The organism is Kitasatospora sp. NBC_01287 (assembly GCF_026340565.1).
In the GTDB taxonomy this organism is placed as follows: domain Bacteria; phylum Actinomycetota; class Actinomycetes; order Streptomycetales; family Streptomycetaceae; genus Kitasatospora.
This window is the reverse complement of the sequence record NZ_JAPEPB010000001.1, coordinates 4,003,836-4,018,390: the sequence shown is the minus strand read 5'-3', so window position 1 is coordinate 4,018,390 and position 14,555 is coordinate 4,003,836. Positions and strand designations below refer to the sequence as shown.

The following is a 14,555-nucleotide window of genomic DNA, read 5'->3' as shown; positions in this document are numbered from 1 at the left end:
GGAGCCGCCCGTGAGCGACCGTCAGTTGACGCAGGGCACGCCGCCCTCGACGGCGGGGCCCGCGTAGCTGTCCGTGGGCGCGGAGCCGGGTGTGGGCGCGGAGCCGGGTGTGGGCGCGGAGCTGGGCGTGGGAGTGGGGGCCGCGGGGGAGTCGCCACCCCCGGTCGGTGTGCCCGTCGTGCTCGGCGCAGGCGCAGTGGGTGTGGCCGGCGCGGCCGCCCCGGGGTCGACGCCGTCGATGCTCTGCCGCACCATCGCCTGGATCTTCGCCACGTCCACCAGGTTCACGTCGCCGTCACTGGCCAGCGTCTCGTACCCCTCCATCGGCAGGGTGTTGAACTCGACGTCGCCGCCGGTCAGACTGCTCGCCTGCTGGGCGAAGTCCAGGACGTCCCAGTCACTGTCGATCACCAGGTCCTGCTTCACCGCGTCCAGCAGCCCCTGCATCCGGCCGAGGTCGCCGAAGACCCCCTCCTGCGCCAGCTTGGTGGTGACCGAGGCGAGGAAGGCCTGCTGACGGTGGGTCCGGTCGAAGTCCCCGTCCGGCAGGTTGTGCCGCTGGCGCACGAAGGCCAGCGCCATCGAGGCGTTCAGCTGGTTGAGCCCGCGGTGCCCGGTGAAGCCGGAGCCGCCGCCGGGGGTCGAGGCGGTGCGGGAGATGATCGGGTCGCTGATGTCGTTCTTGAGGCAGACGGTGATGGGTCCGAGCGCCTGGGCGACGTCGTAGAAGCCCTTGAGGTTCAGCTCGGCGAAGTGGTCGATCGGCACGTCCAGGAACTTCTGCACCGTCAGCAGCGTGGCCGCCCGGCCCGCGTCGCGGCCCCGGCGCTCCAGTTCGGCGCCCGAGTACTGCTTGGAGAGCTGCTCCTCGGCGTAGTACTTGGCCCGGTCGTAGGCCTCCTTGACCTTGTGCTTGCCGAGCGGGTGGCCGCCGGGCACGTTGACCAGGTCGACGTAGTCGTCCCGGGGGATGGAGAAGGCCTCGACCTTGCCGCCGTTCGCCGGGATGTGCATCAGGATCAGGGTGTTGGTGTTGTAGCCGCCGATGTCGCTGCTGCCGGCCTGCAACTCGTCCTGGACGAACTGCTTGGGCAGGTCGTTGCCGTTCTGGTCCTTGCGGCTGTCCAGCCCGATCAGCAGGATGTTGACCGACTTGTCCAGCCGCGGCGGCGCGGCGGTCGGCTTCCCCGGCCCCTGCTGGGCCGCCTGCTGGGCGGCGGCCTGCTTCACCATCCGCATCGCGTCCGAGGTGGTCATCCCGGTCGTCAGGTCGTGGTGGACGTACCAGGCGAACCCGCAGGCCGTCAGCACCGAGAGCGAGACGGCGCAGGCCACCACCCGCCCCGCGATCCGCAGCACCGTCCCGCTTCGCGCACCGCGCTTCCCGCTCTCGGCCATGGTCCCCCCGCTGTCTCCCACCGGCTCCCACCGGCCGCGTGTGCCGCCTGGCGCACCGCTCCTTCTGGGACGTTCCGCACGGCGTTCCGGGGGACAACAGTTCGGACAATGTTGCGAAGATCACATCGGCACTGCCGATGGCGATGCGGAATCCCCTACCCTGAGCCGAGTTGACCGACCGTCCGTTTTCTCCTGGGGGACCACGCCATGGGCACCGACACCGACCCCGACTCCGGCCTGCTCTCGCCCGTGCGGGCCGGCACCCCGGTTGAGCCGGTCACCGGCGACCGGGCCTGGCTGCAGGCGATGCTGGACGCCGAGGCCGGGCTGGCCAGGGCGCAGGCCCGGCTGGGCACCGTGCCGGTGGCGGCGGCCGAGGCGATCGGGCGGCTGGCGCGGGCCGAGCGGCTGGACCTGGTGGCGCTGGCCCGGCAGGGCCGGGAGGCCGCCAACCCGGTGGTCGGCCTGGTCCGCGCGCTCACCGCGGTGGTCGCCGACCAGGCGCCGGAGGCCGCCGAGTACGTGCACCGCGGCTCGACCAGCCAGGACGTGCTGGACACCGGCGCGATGCTGGTCGCGCAGCGGGCGATCCGGGTGGTCCTGCCCGACCTGGACCGCACCCTGGTCGCGCTGGCCCGGCTGGCCGCCGAGCACCGGGACAGCACGATGGCCGGGCGCACCCTGTCGCTGCAGGCGGTGCCCACCACCTTCGGCCTCAAGGCGGCCGGCTGGCACGAGCTGGTGCGCACCGCCCGGGAGCGGCTGGCCGCGCTGGCCGAGGGCGGGCTGCCGGTCCAACTCGGCGGCGCGGCGGGCACTCTGGCGGGCTATCTGGAGTACGCGGAGGGCGTGGCCGAGGACCCGCGGGCGCGTGCCGACTACGTGCGCCGGCTCACCGACACCTACGCGGCCGAGCTCGGCCTGGCCGCGCCCGCGCTGCCCTGGCACGTGCTGCGCACCCCGATCGCCGACCTGGGGGCCGCCTGCGCCCTGCTGACCGGGGCGCTCGGCAAGATCGCGGTGGACGTGCAGTCGATGGGCCGCACCGAGGTCGGCGAGCTCGCCGAGCCCGCCGTCAGCGGACGCGGCCGTTCCTCCGCGATGCCGCACAAGCGCAACCCGGTGCTGGCCACCCTGATCCGCTCGGCCGCGCTGCAGGTCCCGGTGCTCTCGGCCGGCCTCGCGCAGTGCATGCTCGCCGAGGACGAGCGCTCGGCCGGCGCCTGGCACGCCGAGTGGCAGCTGCTGCGCGAGTGCCTGCGGCTGGCGGGCGGAGCCGCGCACCTGGCCGCCGAGCTCACCGAGGGCCTTGAGGTGCACCCCGAGCGGATGCGCGCCAACCTCGACCTGACGGCGGGCCAGCTGGTCTCCGAGCGGATCGCCGCCCGGCTGGCCCCGCTGCTCGGCCGCGGCACCGCCCAGGAACTGCTCAACCAGGCCTCCGGCACGGCCGCCCGCGAGGGCCGCACGCTCGGCGAGGTGCTCACCGAACTGCCCGAGGTGCGGGCCGAGCTCTCCGACGCGGAGCTGGCCGACCTGCTCGACCCGGCCCGCTACACCGGCGCCGCCGCCGCCCTGGCCGACCGCGCACAGGACGCGGTCGGGGAGCGGAGCCGCTGACCCGCTGCCCCGGCCGGCAGCCCGCCGTGCCCGGCCGCTGTCCGCCATCCGGATGATCACCCGCGGGGCTACTGACCCCGCCCCTTGGCATTTACCATGCATAGGCACCTGAATCCCTGGCTGATAAGAGGGCCGGCCGGGTGCGGCGCTCGCATCCGAGCGCTCGGTACCGAGGAGTGTCGCGGTGATCGTCTCTGATCTCCTGAAGGTGGCGGACCTGCGGCTGCGGCTGGCCTGGGGCCCGCCGGAGCTGCTGGAGCGCCAGGTCACCGGGGTCACCTCCACCGACCTGCAGGACCCGGCCCGCTACCTGCAGCCCGGTGAGCTGGTGCTCTCCGGGCTGGTCTGGTGGCAGCCCGGCCACCCCGCCGCGCAGGCGCTGCGCTTCGCCACCTCGCTGCGCAGCGCCGGGGTGGCCGCGCTGCTGGCGGGGGAGGGGACGCACGGCGAGGTGCCCGACGGCCTGGTCGAGGCCTGCCGGGTGCACGGGATCCCGCTGCTCTCGGTGCCGGCCGGCACCAGCTTCCGGGCCGTGACCGACCGGGTCTACCTGCGGCTGTGGGGCGACCTGCGGGCCCAGTCCGCCGGTGCGGCGGCGGTGCCGGACGGCGCCCGGCGCGAGCTGGTCGAGCTGATGTACGCGGGCGCCCCGGCGGCCGAGGTGCTGGACGGCGCGGTCTCCCGGCTCGGCTGCGGTCCCTGCTCGCTGGTCACCGCCGCCGGCCGCACCATCGCCAGCTCGGCCGGCGCCCCCGACCCGGACCCGGAGACGGTCCGGCTCGCCCTGCCGGTGCCACCGGGCGCGGTGGGCGCGGCGGGCGAGGGCGGCGGCGCCGCGCTCACCATCGGCGAGGGCGGCGACAGCCCGTTCGACGGCTGGTACCTCTACCCGCACGCGGCCGGCCCCGGCCAGGCCGCGGTGCTGCACGGGCTGGCGGACGTGCTGGCCACCCTCTGGACCCGCAGCCGGGGCGAGGCCGCCGAGCGGCGCAGGGCGGCCGGGCGGCTGGCCGGCCTGCTGACCGGCGCGGCGCCGGTGCACCCCGCCGAGCTCGGCGAGGCGCTGGCCTCCTGCGGGCTGCCCGCCGAGCTCCCGCTGATCCCGCTCGCCGCCCGGATCGACGGACTGGACGCCCCGTGGGCGGCGGACGCGCTGGCCGAGGCGCTGCGCTGCGCGCTGGCCGCCGGGGCCGCCTTCGCGGTCGGCGCGGACGAGCGGGGCCGGGTGGTCGCCGTGGTGGCGGACCAGGACCCGGTGCGGCTGGCCGCCGGCCTGCGCGAGGTGTGGCCCCGGCTGCAGTCCCGGCTGCCCGACCGGCACCTGCTGCGGGTCGGCGTCGGCCCCCGTGCCGCGCGGCCGGCGGCCGAGCTGGCCGCCGGCCTGCGGCAGGCCCGCTACGCGCTGGACGCGGCCGCCGCCGACCGCCCGCGCGGCTGCTCGGTGGGGGCCAGTGCCGAGCTGGACTCGCTGGCCGCCCTGGTCCGGGGCATCCCGGCGGAGGTCGCCGACGCCTTCCGCCGCCGCCTGCTCGACCCGCTCACCGAGCACGACCGCCACACCGGCGGCGCGCTGCTGGCGACCCTGGTCACCTTCCTCGACCACGACTGCTCCTGGGCCCGCTCGGCCGAGGCGCTGCACGTCCACGTGAACACCGTCCACTACCGGGTCCGCCGGATCGAGGAGCTGACCGACCGCGACCTGGGGCGGCTGGACGACCGCCTGGACCTGCGCGCGGCCCTGCTCTGCGGGCCGCCGCGCGAGCGGTGACGGGCCCAGGAGCGGCGTGCCGGTCGGCGCGGCGCGCTCAGCCCAGCGGCACCAGGGCGCGCGGGCCCGTCGCCGAGCCCGCGTCCCGCTCCTTGATCTCGCTCAGCATCCGCAGGTCGGCCCGCACCTCGCGCAGCCGCTCCGGGTCCAGCTCGACCACGGCGAGCCCGGTCTCGGCCTCGCCCAGCGCGGTGAGCAGCCGCCCGTCCGGGCCCCAGACGGCGCTGTGGCCGCAGCTGTCCAGGCCGCCGGTGCGCCCGATGTGGTTGGCCAGCAGCGCGTAGCTCGTGTTGTCGATCGCCCGGGCCGGGAACCAGGTGTCGATCTGCTGCTTCCCACCGCCCTTGCTGAAGAGCGCGCCGACCAGGTAGGCGTGGCAGCCGTCCAGCACGGCGGCCCTGGCGTGCTCGGGGAACCCGGAGTCGTAGCAGATGCCCAGACCCAGCCGCCAGCCGTCCAGCTCCACGGTGCACCCGGCGGCGCCGGCCGCGAAGACAGCGCGCTCGGCCCCGAACTGGTGCTGCTTGTCGTAGCGCGCGGCCACCGCGCCGTCCGGCCCGAAGACCAGCGCGGAGATCCGCAGCACCCCCGCCGCGTCCCGGCCGGCCGCGCCGACCACGGCGGCGGTGCCGGCCGCCCGGCAGGCGGCGGCGATCGGGGCCAGCCGCGGGTCGTCCACCGTCACCGTGTAGCGGGTCGGGTCGCTCGCGATCAGCTCCGGCTCGTAGCCGGTGAGGAACTTCTCGGCGAACACCACCAGGCGGACCCGGTCGGCGCCGGCCCGCTCGATCAGCGCGGCGACCCGGGCCACGTTGGCCTCGACGTCACCGCGGACCACCGGTGCCTGGGCGGCGGCGACGCGCAGCGGTCGGGCGGGCAGTGGGAAAGGCTGGGAGGGCTGGGAGGGCTGGGAGGGTTGGCTGGAGGTCATGTCCGCCCAGGCTAGCGACGGCGCCGCCGACCGCTCGGCTCGGGGGCCTGGGGATAGGGCAGCCGCAGCTTGCGGGCCAGCGGCGCGACGGCCGCGGCGGCGCCGAGCGGCTTGGCCAGCACGAAGAGCGAGCCGAGCACGGCCACCGAGCCGACACCGAGGCCCAACGCGTTGCCGAAGAACCCGCCGCCGAGCATGCTCCCGACCCCGGCGGCCAGGAAGTGGCCGATCAGCGCTCCCGGCAGGCAGGCGAGCACCAGCCCCAGGTGCAGCCCGAAGACCCGGCGCCCGTCCAGGCCGCTGCCGGTGCGGTTGGTCAGCGAGGCCCGCACCACCCGGGCGCGCGCCTCGGGGTCCTCGGGCGCGGGCGGCAGCGACTGCAGGCGCTTGGCCAGCGCCCGGCCGGTGATCGTCATGCTGATCACGCAGGCCGCCGTCTGCGCGCCCGCCATGCCGACGACCTTCCAGTGCGGGCTGAGCAGCAGGAAGGCCAGGTAGGAGAGCAGCACGTTGGTGCCGGAGGAGACCACGGTCAGCCAGAACGGGGTCCGCGCGTCGCTCATCGCGTAGAAGCCGCGGGCCAGCGCGTACTGGGCGCAGAAGAACGGGATGCCGATCGCGAAGGCCAGCAGCGAGTAGCTGATCAGCGAGATGCCCTGGGTGCCGGCTCCGTAGCCGTAGGCGAGACCGGAGATCTGGCCGGCGAACGCGACGAAGAGCATGGTGATCGGAATGATCATCGCAGCGGAGTTCCGCAGCACCCGGGACAGGTCCGCACCGATCTTCGGCAGGTTGCCCTCGTCCGCCGCCCGGGCCATCTGCGGCAGGATCGCGGTCACCAGGGAGATGGTGATGACGCCCTGCGGGACGACGAAGAGCGCGTAGGCGTTGCTGTACGCCGCGTTGCTGGCGCCGGAGTCGATGCTGGTGGTCAGCGCGGTCAGCGCGGTGAACGCCACCTGGGTGACCACCACGAGCAGCAGTGCCCAGCTCGCCGCCCGCAGCGGCTGGCTCAGGCCGGCGCCGCGCCAGTCGAAGCGCGGGGTCCAGCGGAACTTGGCCGCCCGGAGCGAGGGCAGCATGCCCAGGGCCTGCACCACCACGCCGAGCGTGGTGCCGATGCCCAGGATCGCCGTCTGCCCAGAGGTCACCTTGCCGACCGATGCCGCCTGGCCGCCGATCACGGCGTAGAGCCCGAAGACCGCGATCGCCACGATGTTGTTCAGCGCGGGCGCCCACATCATCGCGGCGAACTTGCCGCGGGCGTTGAGCACCTGGCCGAGCAGGGTGAAGAGGCCGTAGAAGAGGATCTCGGGCAGGCAGTACCGGGCGAGCGCGATGGTCAGGTCGCGCTGCACGCCGTGCCAGTGCGGCGCGTAGACGCTGACCAGGAGCGGAGCGGCGAAGACCGCCACCGCCGTCAGGGCCACCAGCGCCACCGTGCACAGCGTGAGCAGCCGGTCGGTGTACGCGACGCCGCCGTCCTTGTGGGTCCGCTGCGCCTTCACCAGTTCGGGCACGAAGACCGAGCTGAGCGCGCCGCCGATGAGCATGGTGAAGACGATGTTCGGCAGCGTGTTGGCGATGTTGAAGGTCGCCGCCACGTCCTTGATGCCGAGCGCGTAGGCGAGCATCGCGCTGCGCACGAAGCCCAGCCCGCGCGAGGCCAGCGTGCCGATCGCCATGATCAGCCCGTTGCGCCCGGCCGCCGCCTCCTCGGACTGCGCCGACTCCGGCTGCCCGTCGGCGGACTCGCGCTGCTGAGGCAGCTGCCCGGGGGCCGGCGGGGCGTAGGACTCGATCGCGCGCAGCGACAGGGACATGGTCGGCGGGTCGCCGAAGAGCTGCGGCATGCCGTAGTCGGGCGGCAGCGTGTACGGCTCGGAGACCGCGTACGGCTCCGGCTCGCTGCGGTAGTGCCCGGCGTAGTACTGCTCGGCGGCGGGCTGCTGCGGGTCCTGGGGGTAGCCCTGCTGCTGACCGTAGCCCTGCTGCTGCTGCTCGCCGTAGCCGGGGGACTGCTGACCGTAGCCGGACTGCTGCTGGTAGGGGTTCTCCTGGTACGCCTGTCCGTATCCCTGCGGCTGTCCGTAGCCGGGCTGCTCGCCGAAACCCTGCTGCTCGCCGTAGCCCTGGTGCTCCGCGTAGCCGGGCGACTGCTGCTGGTACGGGTAGCCCTGCGGGTAGCCCTCCGGCTGGCCGTAGCCCTGCTGCGGCACCGCCGCCTGTGCGCCGTACTGCTGCTCCGGATCCGGCTGACCCTGCGTCGGCGCCGCCGGGTACGGCTGTGCCGACCCGTACGACTCCGGCGGGCCGTACGAACCGTACGGCTCGCCCGCCGTGTGCGTGGTCATCGGACCCCCGTCGCTCGGTTCGTGGGCAGGTGCTGCTGCGGGGTCGGCCGCAGTGCGAGCGCGGTTGCTGCTGGTCGGTGTACGGAGCTGACGCATGGGCGCGAGTTCCGGACGACCGGCCGCCGCCGCGCTGTCGTGCTCGGTTCCCCCGAACTGGACATGGGTATGCCCAGCCGAAGCAGTCTGCCCTACCCGGGCACTTACTGGGGAGTCCGGTGTCATGTGGTGGATCTCTCCGGCACGCGAACCGGCCGTTTCCAGGGCGTTCGAAGGGCCTGGCGGTGATCCATTTTCCGGACTTTTTGCCCGAGTTGATACCTCTTTGTCATGGCTGGACCCGCCCTGGGCGGACTCGGACCGCCCTGCCCGGTTACCTCCCCGATGGTCGGCGGATCACTCGTGTGAGGTATCTCACGAACCGTCAGGCCCGCGGGTGTCGAACTCCACCTCGAACGTGCCGGGCGCCAGCTCGGGGAACGGCACCGCCGCGGCCAGCACGCTCTGCACCCGGGGCCTGGTCCGCCAGTCCACCCGCCGCACATCGCGGGAGAGCGCGCCGGGCCGCCACAGCTCCACCGCCACCGTGGTCCCGCCGACCACCGCGCCCGCGAGGAACCAGCCGCCCAGCACGTCGCTCGGCCAGTGCACCCCGAGTCCGACCCGGGTGAAGCCGACCACCGCGGTGCCCAGTGCGCCCAGCGCGCAGCAGGTGATCCGCACGGCGCGGTCGGCCCGCGGCCAGATCAGGGCGACCAGCGTGGCCGCCGTGATCGCCGAGGCCATCGCGTGCCCGGAGGGGAACGCGGCGCCGGCGGCGTGTGCGACCGGGTCGGGCCAGCTCGGTCTGGCCCGGTCCGCCAGTGACTTGGCGGCCCAGGCGGCTCCCCAGCCCACCAGTGCCTGGGCGGCGGTCCAGCCGGCCAGGGTGCGGGCGCCGATGGCCCAGAGCCAGGCGGCGGCGAGCCCGAGCAGGGTGCGCATCACCAGGGGGCAGCCGAGCGTCGTGGTGGTCTCCAGCGAGGCGGTCCACGCGGTGTGCTGCCGGGCGTAGCCGTGCAGCGCCGCGGCCCAGCCGTGGTCGAGCCGGGCCAGTGGGCCCCAGCCGCCCTCGACCAGGGCGAGCAGCACCCCGAAGAGCGCGAGCGCGCCCATGGCGATCGCCGCGTAGCGCGGCAGTCGGGCGCGCAGGGTGCGCCGCGAGGTCGGGGTGCGGCGGTCGAGGCCACTGGTCAGGTGCATGGCTGACACCTTCCCAGCGCGAGGCGGCGATCCGATGGGAGGCGCATCGCGATTTGGCATCTTTTGTGCGGACCTGGTGCGGGGATCGTTCGCGGGCCCTGGGGCGTTTGCCGAGTGGTCCCCGTAGGCAGCCCGATCCACCCGGTGTGACCGAGCGGTCGCACCGGGTGCGAATTCCGAGGCCGGGCGCGCAGGATACTGCATCGTCCGAAGAATCTGAGCGACTTGGGAATGTTGTCCGGATTCTGCTCGTTGGATTGTTACGTGCGAGGCCCCCGGGGTCCCGCACAGTGAGCAGGCGTGTCGTCGCCCCCAAGGAAGTCCTGCAGCCAGACCCGGGCATTCACCAGCAAGGGAGCAAGCATGGCCACCCGTGCCGTCGTTCGCGACAGGGCCGACCGGACTCGTACGGCCCGCCCGACCAATTTCGAGGCCGACCGCGACCTGGTCGGTATGTACCTCGACGAGATCGCCAGGACGCCCCTCCTCGATGCCGCCGAGGAGGTCGAACTGTCGCTGCGCATCGAAGCCGGCGTCTACGCCCAGCACCTGCTGGAGGATGTGGACGGCAACGGTGCCGCACTTCCCGAGGGTACGACCCGCGAGGAGTTGGAGGCGATAGCCGCCGACGCCGAGCGGGCGAAGGACGTCTTCATCCGCTCCAACCTGCGCCTGGTGGTCGCCGTCGCCCGTCGCTACCCGCGCAGCGGGCTGCCGTTGCTCGACCTTATCCAGGAGGGCAACGCGGGCCTGGTCCGCGCGGTCGAGAAGTTCGACTACGCCAAGGGCTTCAAGTTCTCCACCTACGCGACCTGGTGGATCCGCCAGGCGATCACCCGCTCGATCGCCGATCAGTCCCGCACCATCCGGCTGCCCGTCCACCTGGTCGAGGAGCTGGGCCGGATCCGCCGGGTCCAGCGGGAGAAGTCCAAGGAGCTGGGTCGCGAGGCCGAGCCGGCCGAGATCGCCGCCGAGTTGGACACCACGGAGGCCCGGATCAAGGACGTGCTCGACTGGGCGCGCGACCCGGTCAGCCTCAACATGGCGGTGGACGACGAGGGCGAGACCCAGTTCGGCGACCTGGTCGAGGACACCGGCGCGGTCTCCCCGGAGGACGCCGTGCTGGTCATGCTCCGCCGCGAGGAACTGGACGACCTGATCGGCCGCCTGGACGACCGCACCGCCTCGATCATCCGCTCCCGCTACGGCATGGAGGACGGCCGCGAGCGCACCCTCACCGAGGTGGGCAAGCAGCACGGCCTGACCCGCGAGCGGATCCGCCAGATCGAGAAGCACGCCCTGGCGGAGCTGAAGAAGATCGCCGGGCACGCGGGCTTCGAGGCCGCCTGACGCGGCACTGGCCGCGACCGCACCGCCGCAGCCGCCCGGGCCCCGTTCGCGAGGCCCGGGCGCAGGCCTGCCCGGTGGCCTCCTCGCACCGGTGGTCTTCCTCGCGCGCGGCGGCCTCTTTGCGCCGGATCAGCACCAGGTCAACGGCGGTGAACTCCGGGTTTCGGCTGAACGCTTGCCCGGTTGCCCTTATTGACGGGGCGTCTGGCGGGGGTTGAGATGGACCTTCGCCGGGGACGTGGTCGGCCGATCAGGTGTCAGGTCCATGCTGACATGGCCCCGGGCGGCGGTCGCGGACCGGCGGCAGGCGACTGGGAGGTGGCGCGGCAGATGGGCGCGGGCGGGGGCCGGGGCGGGGCCCGGGACGAGGCGGCCCCGATCGGACGCGAGGACGAACTGCGCGCCGCCCGAGCCGCGTTGCGCACCGGCGGAGCGGCCCTGCTGACCGGGCCCGCCGGCATCGGGCGCACCGCCCTCGCCGACGCGCTCGCCGCCGAGGCCGCCCGGTGCGGTGCCGTCGTGCTGCGCTGCGCACCCGCCGTGCCGGAGCGCGCGCTGCCCTACGTCGGCCTCGGCGACCTGCTCGCCGGCCTGCCGGGCGGTCGCCCGGCGGCGCTGCTCGACGCGCTGCCGCAGTCGGCGGGTGCCGCGCCGGCGGCGGCCCTGCCCCGGCCCTGCCCCGGCGCCGCGGTGGACCGGCTGGCGCTCGGGCGCGGCCTGGTGGAACTGCTGCGGCTGGCGGCCGCGCCGGCCGAGGGCGGTGGCCTGCTGCTGGTGCTCGACGACCTGCAGTGGCTGGACGTGCCGAGCGCGCGGGCGCTGGGCTTCGCGCTGCGCCGGGCGGGTGGGGCACAGGCGGGGGTGCGGGTGCTCGCGACCGTGCGGGACGGTGCGGGGGCGGGTGCGCGGGGCGGGGCGGGTCCTACGGCCGGTGGCCCCGCGGCCGACGGCGGGGGTGTCGAGAAGGCGGACGCTCAGGACGGGCCGGGCGGGGACGGGGCGGTCCGCTGGTGGGAGGTCTGCCCGCCGTCGACGGTCGAGGTGCGACTGGCCGCGCTGGCACCGACCGCCGTCGCCGACCTGCTGGCCCGCGACCTCGGCGGCCCGCTGCCGGCGGTGCTGCTCCGCGACGTCCAGCGGGTCGCGGCGGGCAACCCGGGCCATGCGCTGGAGCTCGCGCGGGCCGGCACCCGGCTCGGCCTGGTGACCCCGTACCGGGTGCCGCCGAGCCTGCGGGCCCAGGTGCTGGAGCGGCTGCGCCCGTACGGGGCGGCGGAGCGGCAGCTGCTGCTGGCGGCCGCCGCGGCGACGCGTCCGACCCTGGCGCTGCTGCGCCGGGCCGCGGGCAGCGAGCCGCTGCGGCTGCTCGACGGCGCCTTGCGGGCCGGCCTGTTGGAGCTGGTCGACACCCCGTCCACCACCGACCCGGTGCTGGGCGCGGCCGGGCCTGCGGGGGAACTGCGCGCCGGTGAGCTGCGGTTCGGCGAGCCGATGGTCCCCACCGTCCTGCTGGCCGAGGCCTCGCCGGCCGAACTGGCCTCCGCCCGAGCCGCGTTGGCCGCCGTCGAGCCCGACCCCGACGAGTGCGTCCGGCTCGCCGCGCTGGCCCAGCTGGACGCCCCCGGCGCCCGGGCGCTGGCGGAGGCGGCTCGCCGGGCGCACCGGCGCGGGGCACCTGAAACGGCCTACGAGCTGGCCGTGCTGGCGATCCGGCAGGGTTCGCTGGGCGCGCGGACCGTGGTGGACGCGGCCGACTACGCCTCGGACGCCGCGCACTGGCCGCAGGCTCGGGCGCTGGCGCTGCAGGCGCTGGGCGCCGGCCCCCAGGTGGCAGTGGCGCTGCGGACCCGGGCCCGGGTCGTGCTGCTCCGCTCGGCGGGGCAGGCGCTGGCCGGGTTCGGTGAGCTGATCGCGGACGGCCTGGCCGAGCTCGGCACGCTCCGACGCGCGGGCGGGGGCTCGGGCGCGGGCGGCTGGGCGGAGGCCGCCGATGGGGCCGAGACCGCCGGGTGGGCCGAGCCGGAACTGCTCCGCTGGGCCGCCGAACGTCACCTGCTCGCCGGCAACCCGGAGCAGGCGCTGACCGTGGTCCAGGCGGCGCTGACCTCGGCCGTCCCGGGCGCGCTCGCCCAGCGGGTCGCCGCACTCGGGACGTTGGCGGTGGCGAGGGCCGCGCGCGGCGAACTGTCGGCCGGGCGACGCGCGCTGGCGGAGGCGACCGCGCTGACGCGGCAGTCGGAGCGGGGCGCGAGAGGACCCGACCCGCGCCTGTGCCTGCTCACCGCCGAGCTGGCCCTGGACGACCCCGCCGCGATCCGGGCCGCCCTCGCCGCCTCGGCCGCCACCGGCTCCTTCGCGGTCCCGCACGTCCCGCACGTCCACGTCCCGCACGTCCTGCCATCTGCCACCCCACCCGACGCCCCGCGCACCTTCTCGCCCGCTGCCCCGCCGCTCGCCGTCCCGCCTGCCGCTCTCCCGCCTGCTGTCGGGCTCGCCATTGCCGGGCCGCGGGCGGAGCGCGTGTTCAGCCCGCTCGCGGCCGCCACCACGCCCGACCTGCTGGCACTCGGCTTGCGCTGCGCGGCCCATGCCCAACTCGGCGAGGTGGCCGCGGCGACCGCCGCGGCCACCCGGTTGAGCGAGGCGCTCGCCGCGCTCGGTGAGCCGCTGGCCCACCCCGCGCCCGCCGCCGGCCCCGTCCACGGACCCGCGCTGCACGCCGTTGCACTCGCCGAACTGGTGGGCGGCAGCGCCAGGCTGGCGGGGGAGCTGGCCCGGCGGGCGGCGGCGGGCGCGGCGGCGGCCGGTGACCGCTGGCACCAGGTGCGAGCGCTCGGGGTGCTCGGTGAGTCCGGCCTGCTCCGGGGGGACGCGGCCGCCACCGCGGCCGGGGTGGAGGTGCTCCAGGAGGCGCGGCGGCTGAGCGCGGCGGCGGGATTCGCGGACCCGGCCGCGGTGCGCAGGCTCGCGCTGCTCGCGGAGGGGCTGGCGGCCCTGGGCGAGCACGGTGCGGCCGCGCAGGCGCTGCACCAGGGCGGTGAGTTGGCGTCGCGCTGGGCCGGTGCGCCGCAGGCCCCGGCGCTGGCCGTGCTGGACCGGTCCGCCGGACTGGCGCAGGCGGGAGTGGGGAACGGGCGTGAGGCGGTGGAGCTGCTGCGGCGGTCGGCGGAGCGGCAGCGCGCGCTGGGGCTGCCACTGGACCTGGCCCGGACGCTGGTGGCGCTCGGCTCGGTCGAGCGGCGCCTGCGCCACCGCCCGGGCGCGCGGGCCGCGTTGCTGGAGGCCCGGGACCTCTGCGCGGACCACGGGGCCCGCCCGCTGCTGGCCCGGGTGGCGCGGGAGCTGGAGCGGTTGGACCAGGCGGTGGCCCTGCCGGGCTCGGACGGCGGCCTGCTGACGGCCAGTGAGCAGCGGATGGCGGGCCTGGCGGCCGACGGCGCGAGCAACCGCGAGGTGGCCGCCGCCCTCTTCGTGAGCGTGAAGACCGTGGAGGGGACGCTCTCCCGGGTCTACCGGAAGCTCGGTGTCCGCTCCCGCGCCGGACTCGCCCGAGCCCTCGCCACCGGCGGCTGACCGCTCGCCTGCCGCACCTCGCCCAGCGGTGCCGAGTCCCTTCCCTGGCGCACCCAGCCCCGTCATGTCCTGCCGCCCCGCCCCGCCCCGCTGCACGAGGCCGCACGAGGCCGCGCGCCACCGCACGACGCGGAGCGACATCCCACGCCGCCCCAGGACGCCTCGCGACACCCCGGGACACGATCGCGACACACAACCAGCAGGGGATACCCCTCTTTTGACAGTGAATCGACAAACCTAGCGTTGGAGCCATCCACTCCCCAGCCCTGGGCGCCGGGCGCGGCCGAACCTCGGCAGCCGGCGTCCGCGGCCGATCGCTCCC

8 protein-coding genes are annotated in these 14,555 nt (G+C 75.5%); 4 read left to right on the top strand and 4 right to left on the bottom strand.

Annotated elements, in window-relative coordinates; all coding sequences use genetic code 11:
• Positions 1-21: 21 nt before the first annotated feature.
• Positions 22-1,398, bottom strand: coding sequence for an LCP family protein (locus OG455_RS16915; protein WP_266294519.1), 1,377 nt, complete (start codon positions 1,396-1,398; stop codon positions 22-24).
• Between the two features lie 207 nt (positions 1,399-1,605).
• Here OG455_RS16915 and pcaB point away from each other — a divergent pair, with 207 nt between their 5' ends.
• Both pcaB and OG455_RS16905 read left to right on the top strand, forming a co-directional pair.
• Complete coding sequence (pcaB, locus tag OG455_RS16910; protein WP_266294517.1) at positions 1,606-3,018, top strand: 3-carboxy-cis,cis-muconate cycloisomerase; 1,413 nt, start codon at positions 1,606-1,608, stop codon at positions 3,016-3,018.
• A 184-nt stretch (positions 3,019-3,202) separates the two neighbouring features.
• Positions 3,203-4,786 (top strand): PucR family transcriptional regulator, encoded by a 1,584-nt coding sequence (locus OG455_RS16905; protein ID WP_266294515.1) that lies wholly within the window; start codon positions 3,203-3,205, stop codon positions 4,784-4,786.
• Positions 4,787-4,823: 37 nt separating this feature from the next.
• On the opposite strand, the gene OG455_RS16900 is transcribed toward OG455_RS16905, so the two are convergent.
• From OG455_RS16900 to OG455_RS16890, 3 genes are all read right to left on the bottom strand, one after another.
• Entirely contained in the window at positions 4,824-5,717 is an 894-nt protein-coding gene (locus OG455_RS16900) for a carbon-nitrogen hydrolase family protein (protein WP_266294513.1), read from the bottom strand.
• A gap of 11 nt (positions 5,718-5,728) precedes the next feature.
• Complete coding sequence (murJ, locus tag OG455_RS16895) at positions 5,729-8,071, bottom strand: murein biosynthesis integral membrane protein MurJ (RefSeq protein ID WP_266294511.1); 2,343 nt, start codon at positions 8,069-8,071, stop codon at positions 5,729-5,731.
• A gap of 411 nt (positions 8,072-8,482) precedes the next feature.
• Positions 8,483-9,310, bottom strand: coding sequence for a phosphatase PAP2 family protein (locus tag OG455_RS16890; protein ID WP_266294509.1), 828 nt, complete (start codon positions 9,308-9,310; stop codon positions 8,483-8,485).
• A 363-nt stretch (positions 9,311-9,673) separates the two neighbouring features.
• Here OG455_RS16890 and OG455_RS16885 point away from each other — a divergent pair, with 363 nt between their 5' ends.
• Together OG455_RS16885 and OG455_RS16880 are read left to right on the top strand one after the other, a co-directional pair.
• The gene (locus OG455_RS16885; RefSeq protein ID WP_266294507.1) at positions 9,674-10,660 is read left to right on the top strand and encodes a sigma-70 family RNA polymerase sigma factor; all 987 of its coding nucleotides are present in this window, start codon (positions 9,674-9,676) and stop codon (positions 10,658-10,660) included.
• Positions 10,661-10,990: 330 nt separating this feature from the next.
• On the top strand, positions 10,991-14,233 hold the full coding sequence (locus OG455_RS16880) for an AAA family ATPase (RefSeq protein WP_266294505.1): 3,243 nt from the start codon (positions 10,991-10,993) through the stop codon (positions 14,231-14,233).
• Positions 14,234-14,555 lie beyond the last annotated feature (322 nt).

Excerpts from the sequence above, each read along its gene's own strand:
- OG455_RS16915 (WP_266294519.1), bottom strand. The coding sequence starts at position 1,398 with ATGGCCGAGAGCGGGAAGCGCGGTGCGCGAAGCGGGACGGTGCTGCGG.
- pcaB (WP_266294517.1), top strand. The coding sequence starts at position 1,606 with ATGGGCACCGACACCGACCCCGACTCCGGCCTGCTCTCGCCCGTGCGG.
- OG455_RS16900 (WP_266294513.1), bottom strand. The coding sequence starts at position 5,717 with ATGACCTCCAGCCAACCCTCCCAGCCCTCCCAGCCCTCCCAGCCTTTC.
- murJ (WP_266294511.1), bottom strand. The coding sequence starts at position 8,071 with ATGACCACGCACACGGCGGGCGAGCCGTACGGTTCGTACGGCCCGCCG.
- OG455_RS16890 (WP_266294509.1), bottom strand. The coding sequence starts at position 9,310 with ATGCACCTGACCAGTGGCCTCGACCGCCGCACCCCGACCTCGCGGCGC.
- OG455_RS16885 (WP_266294507.1), top strand. The coding sequence starts at position 9,674 with ATGGCCACCCGTGCCGTCGTTCGCGACAGGGCCGACCGGACTCGTACG.
- OG455_RS16880 (WP_266294505.1), top strand. The coding sequence starts at position 10,991 with ATGGGCGCGGGCGGGGGCCGGGGCGGGGCCCGGGACGAGGCGGCCCCG.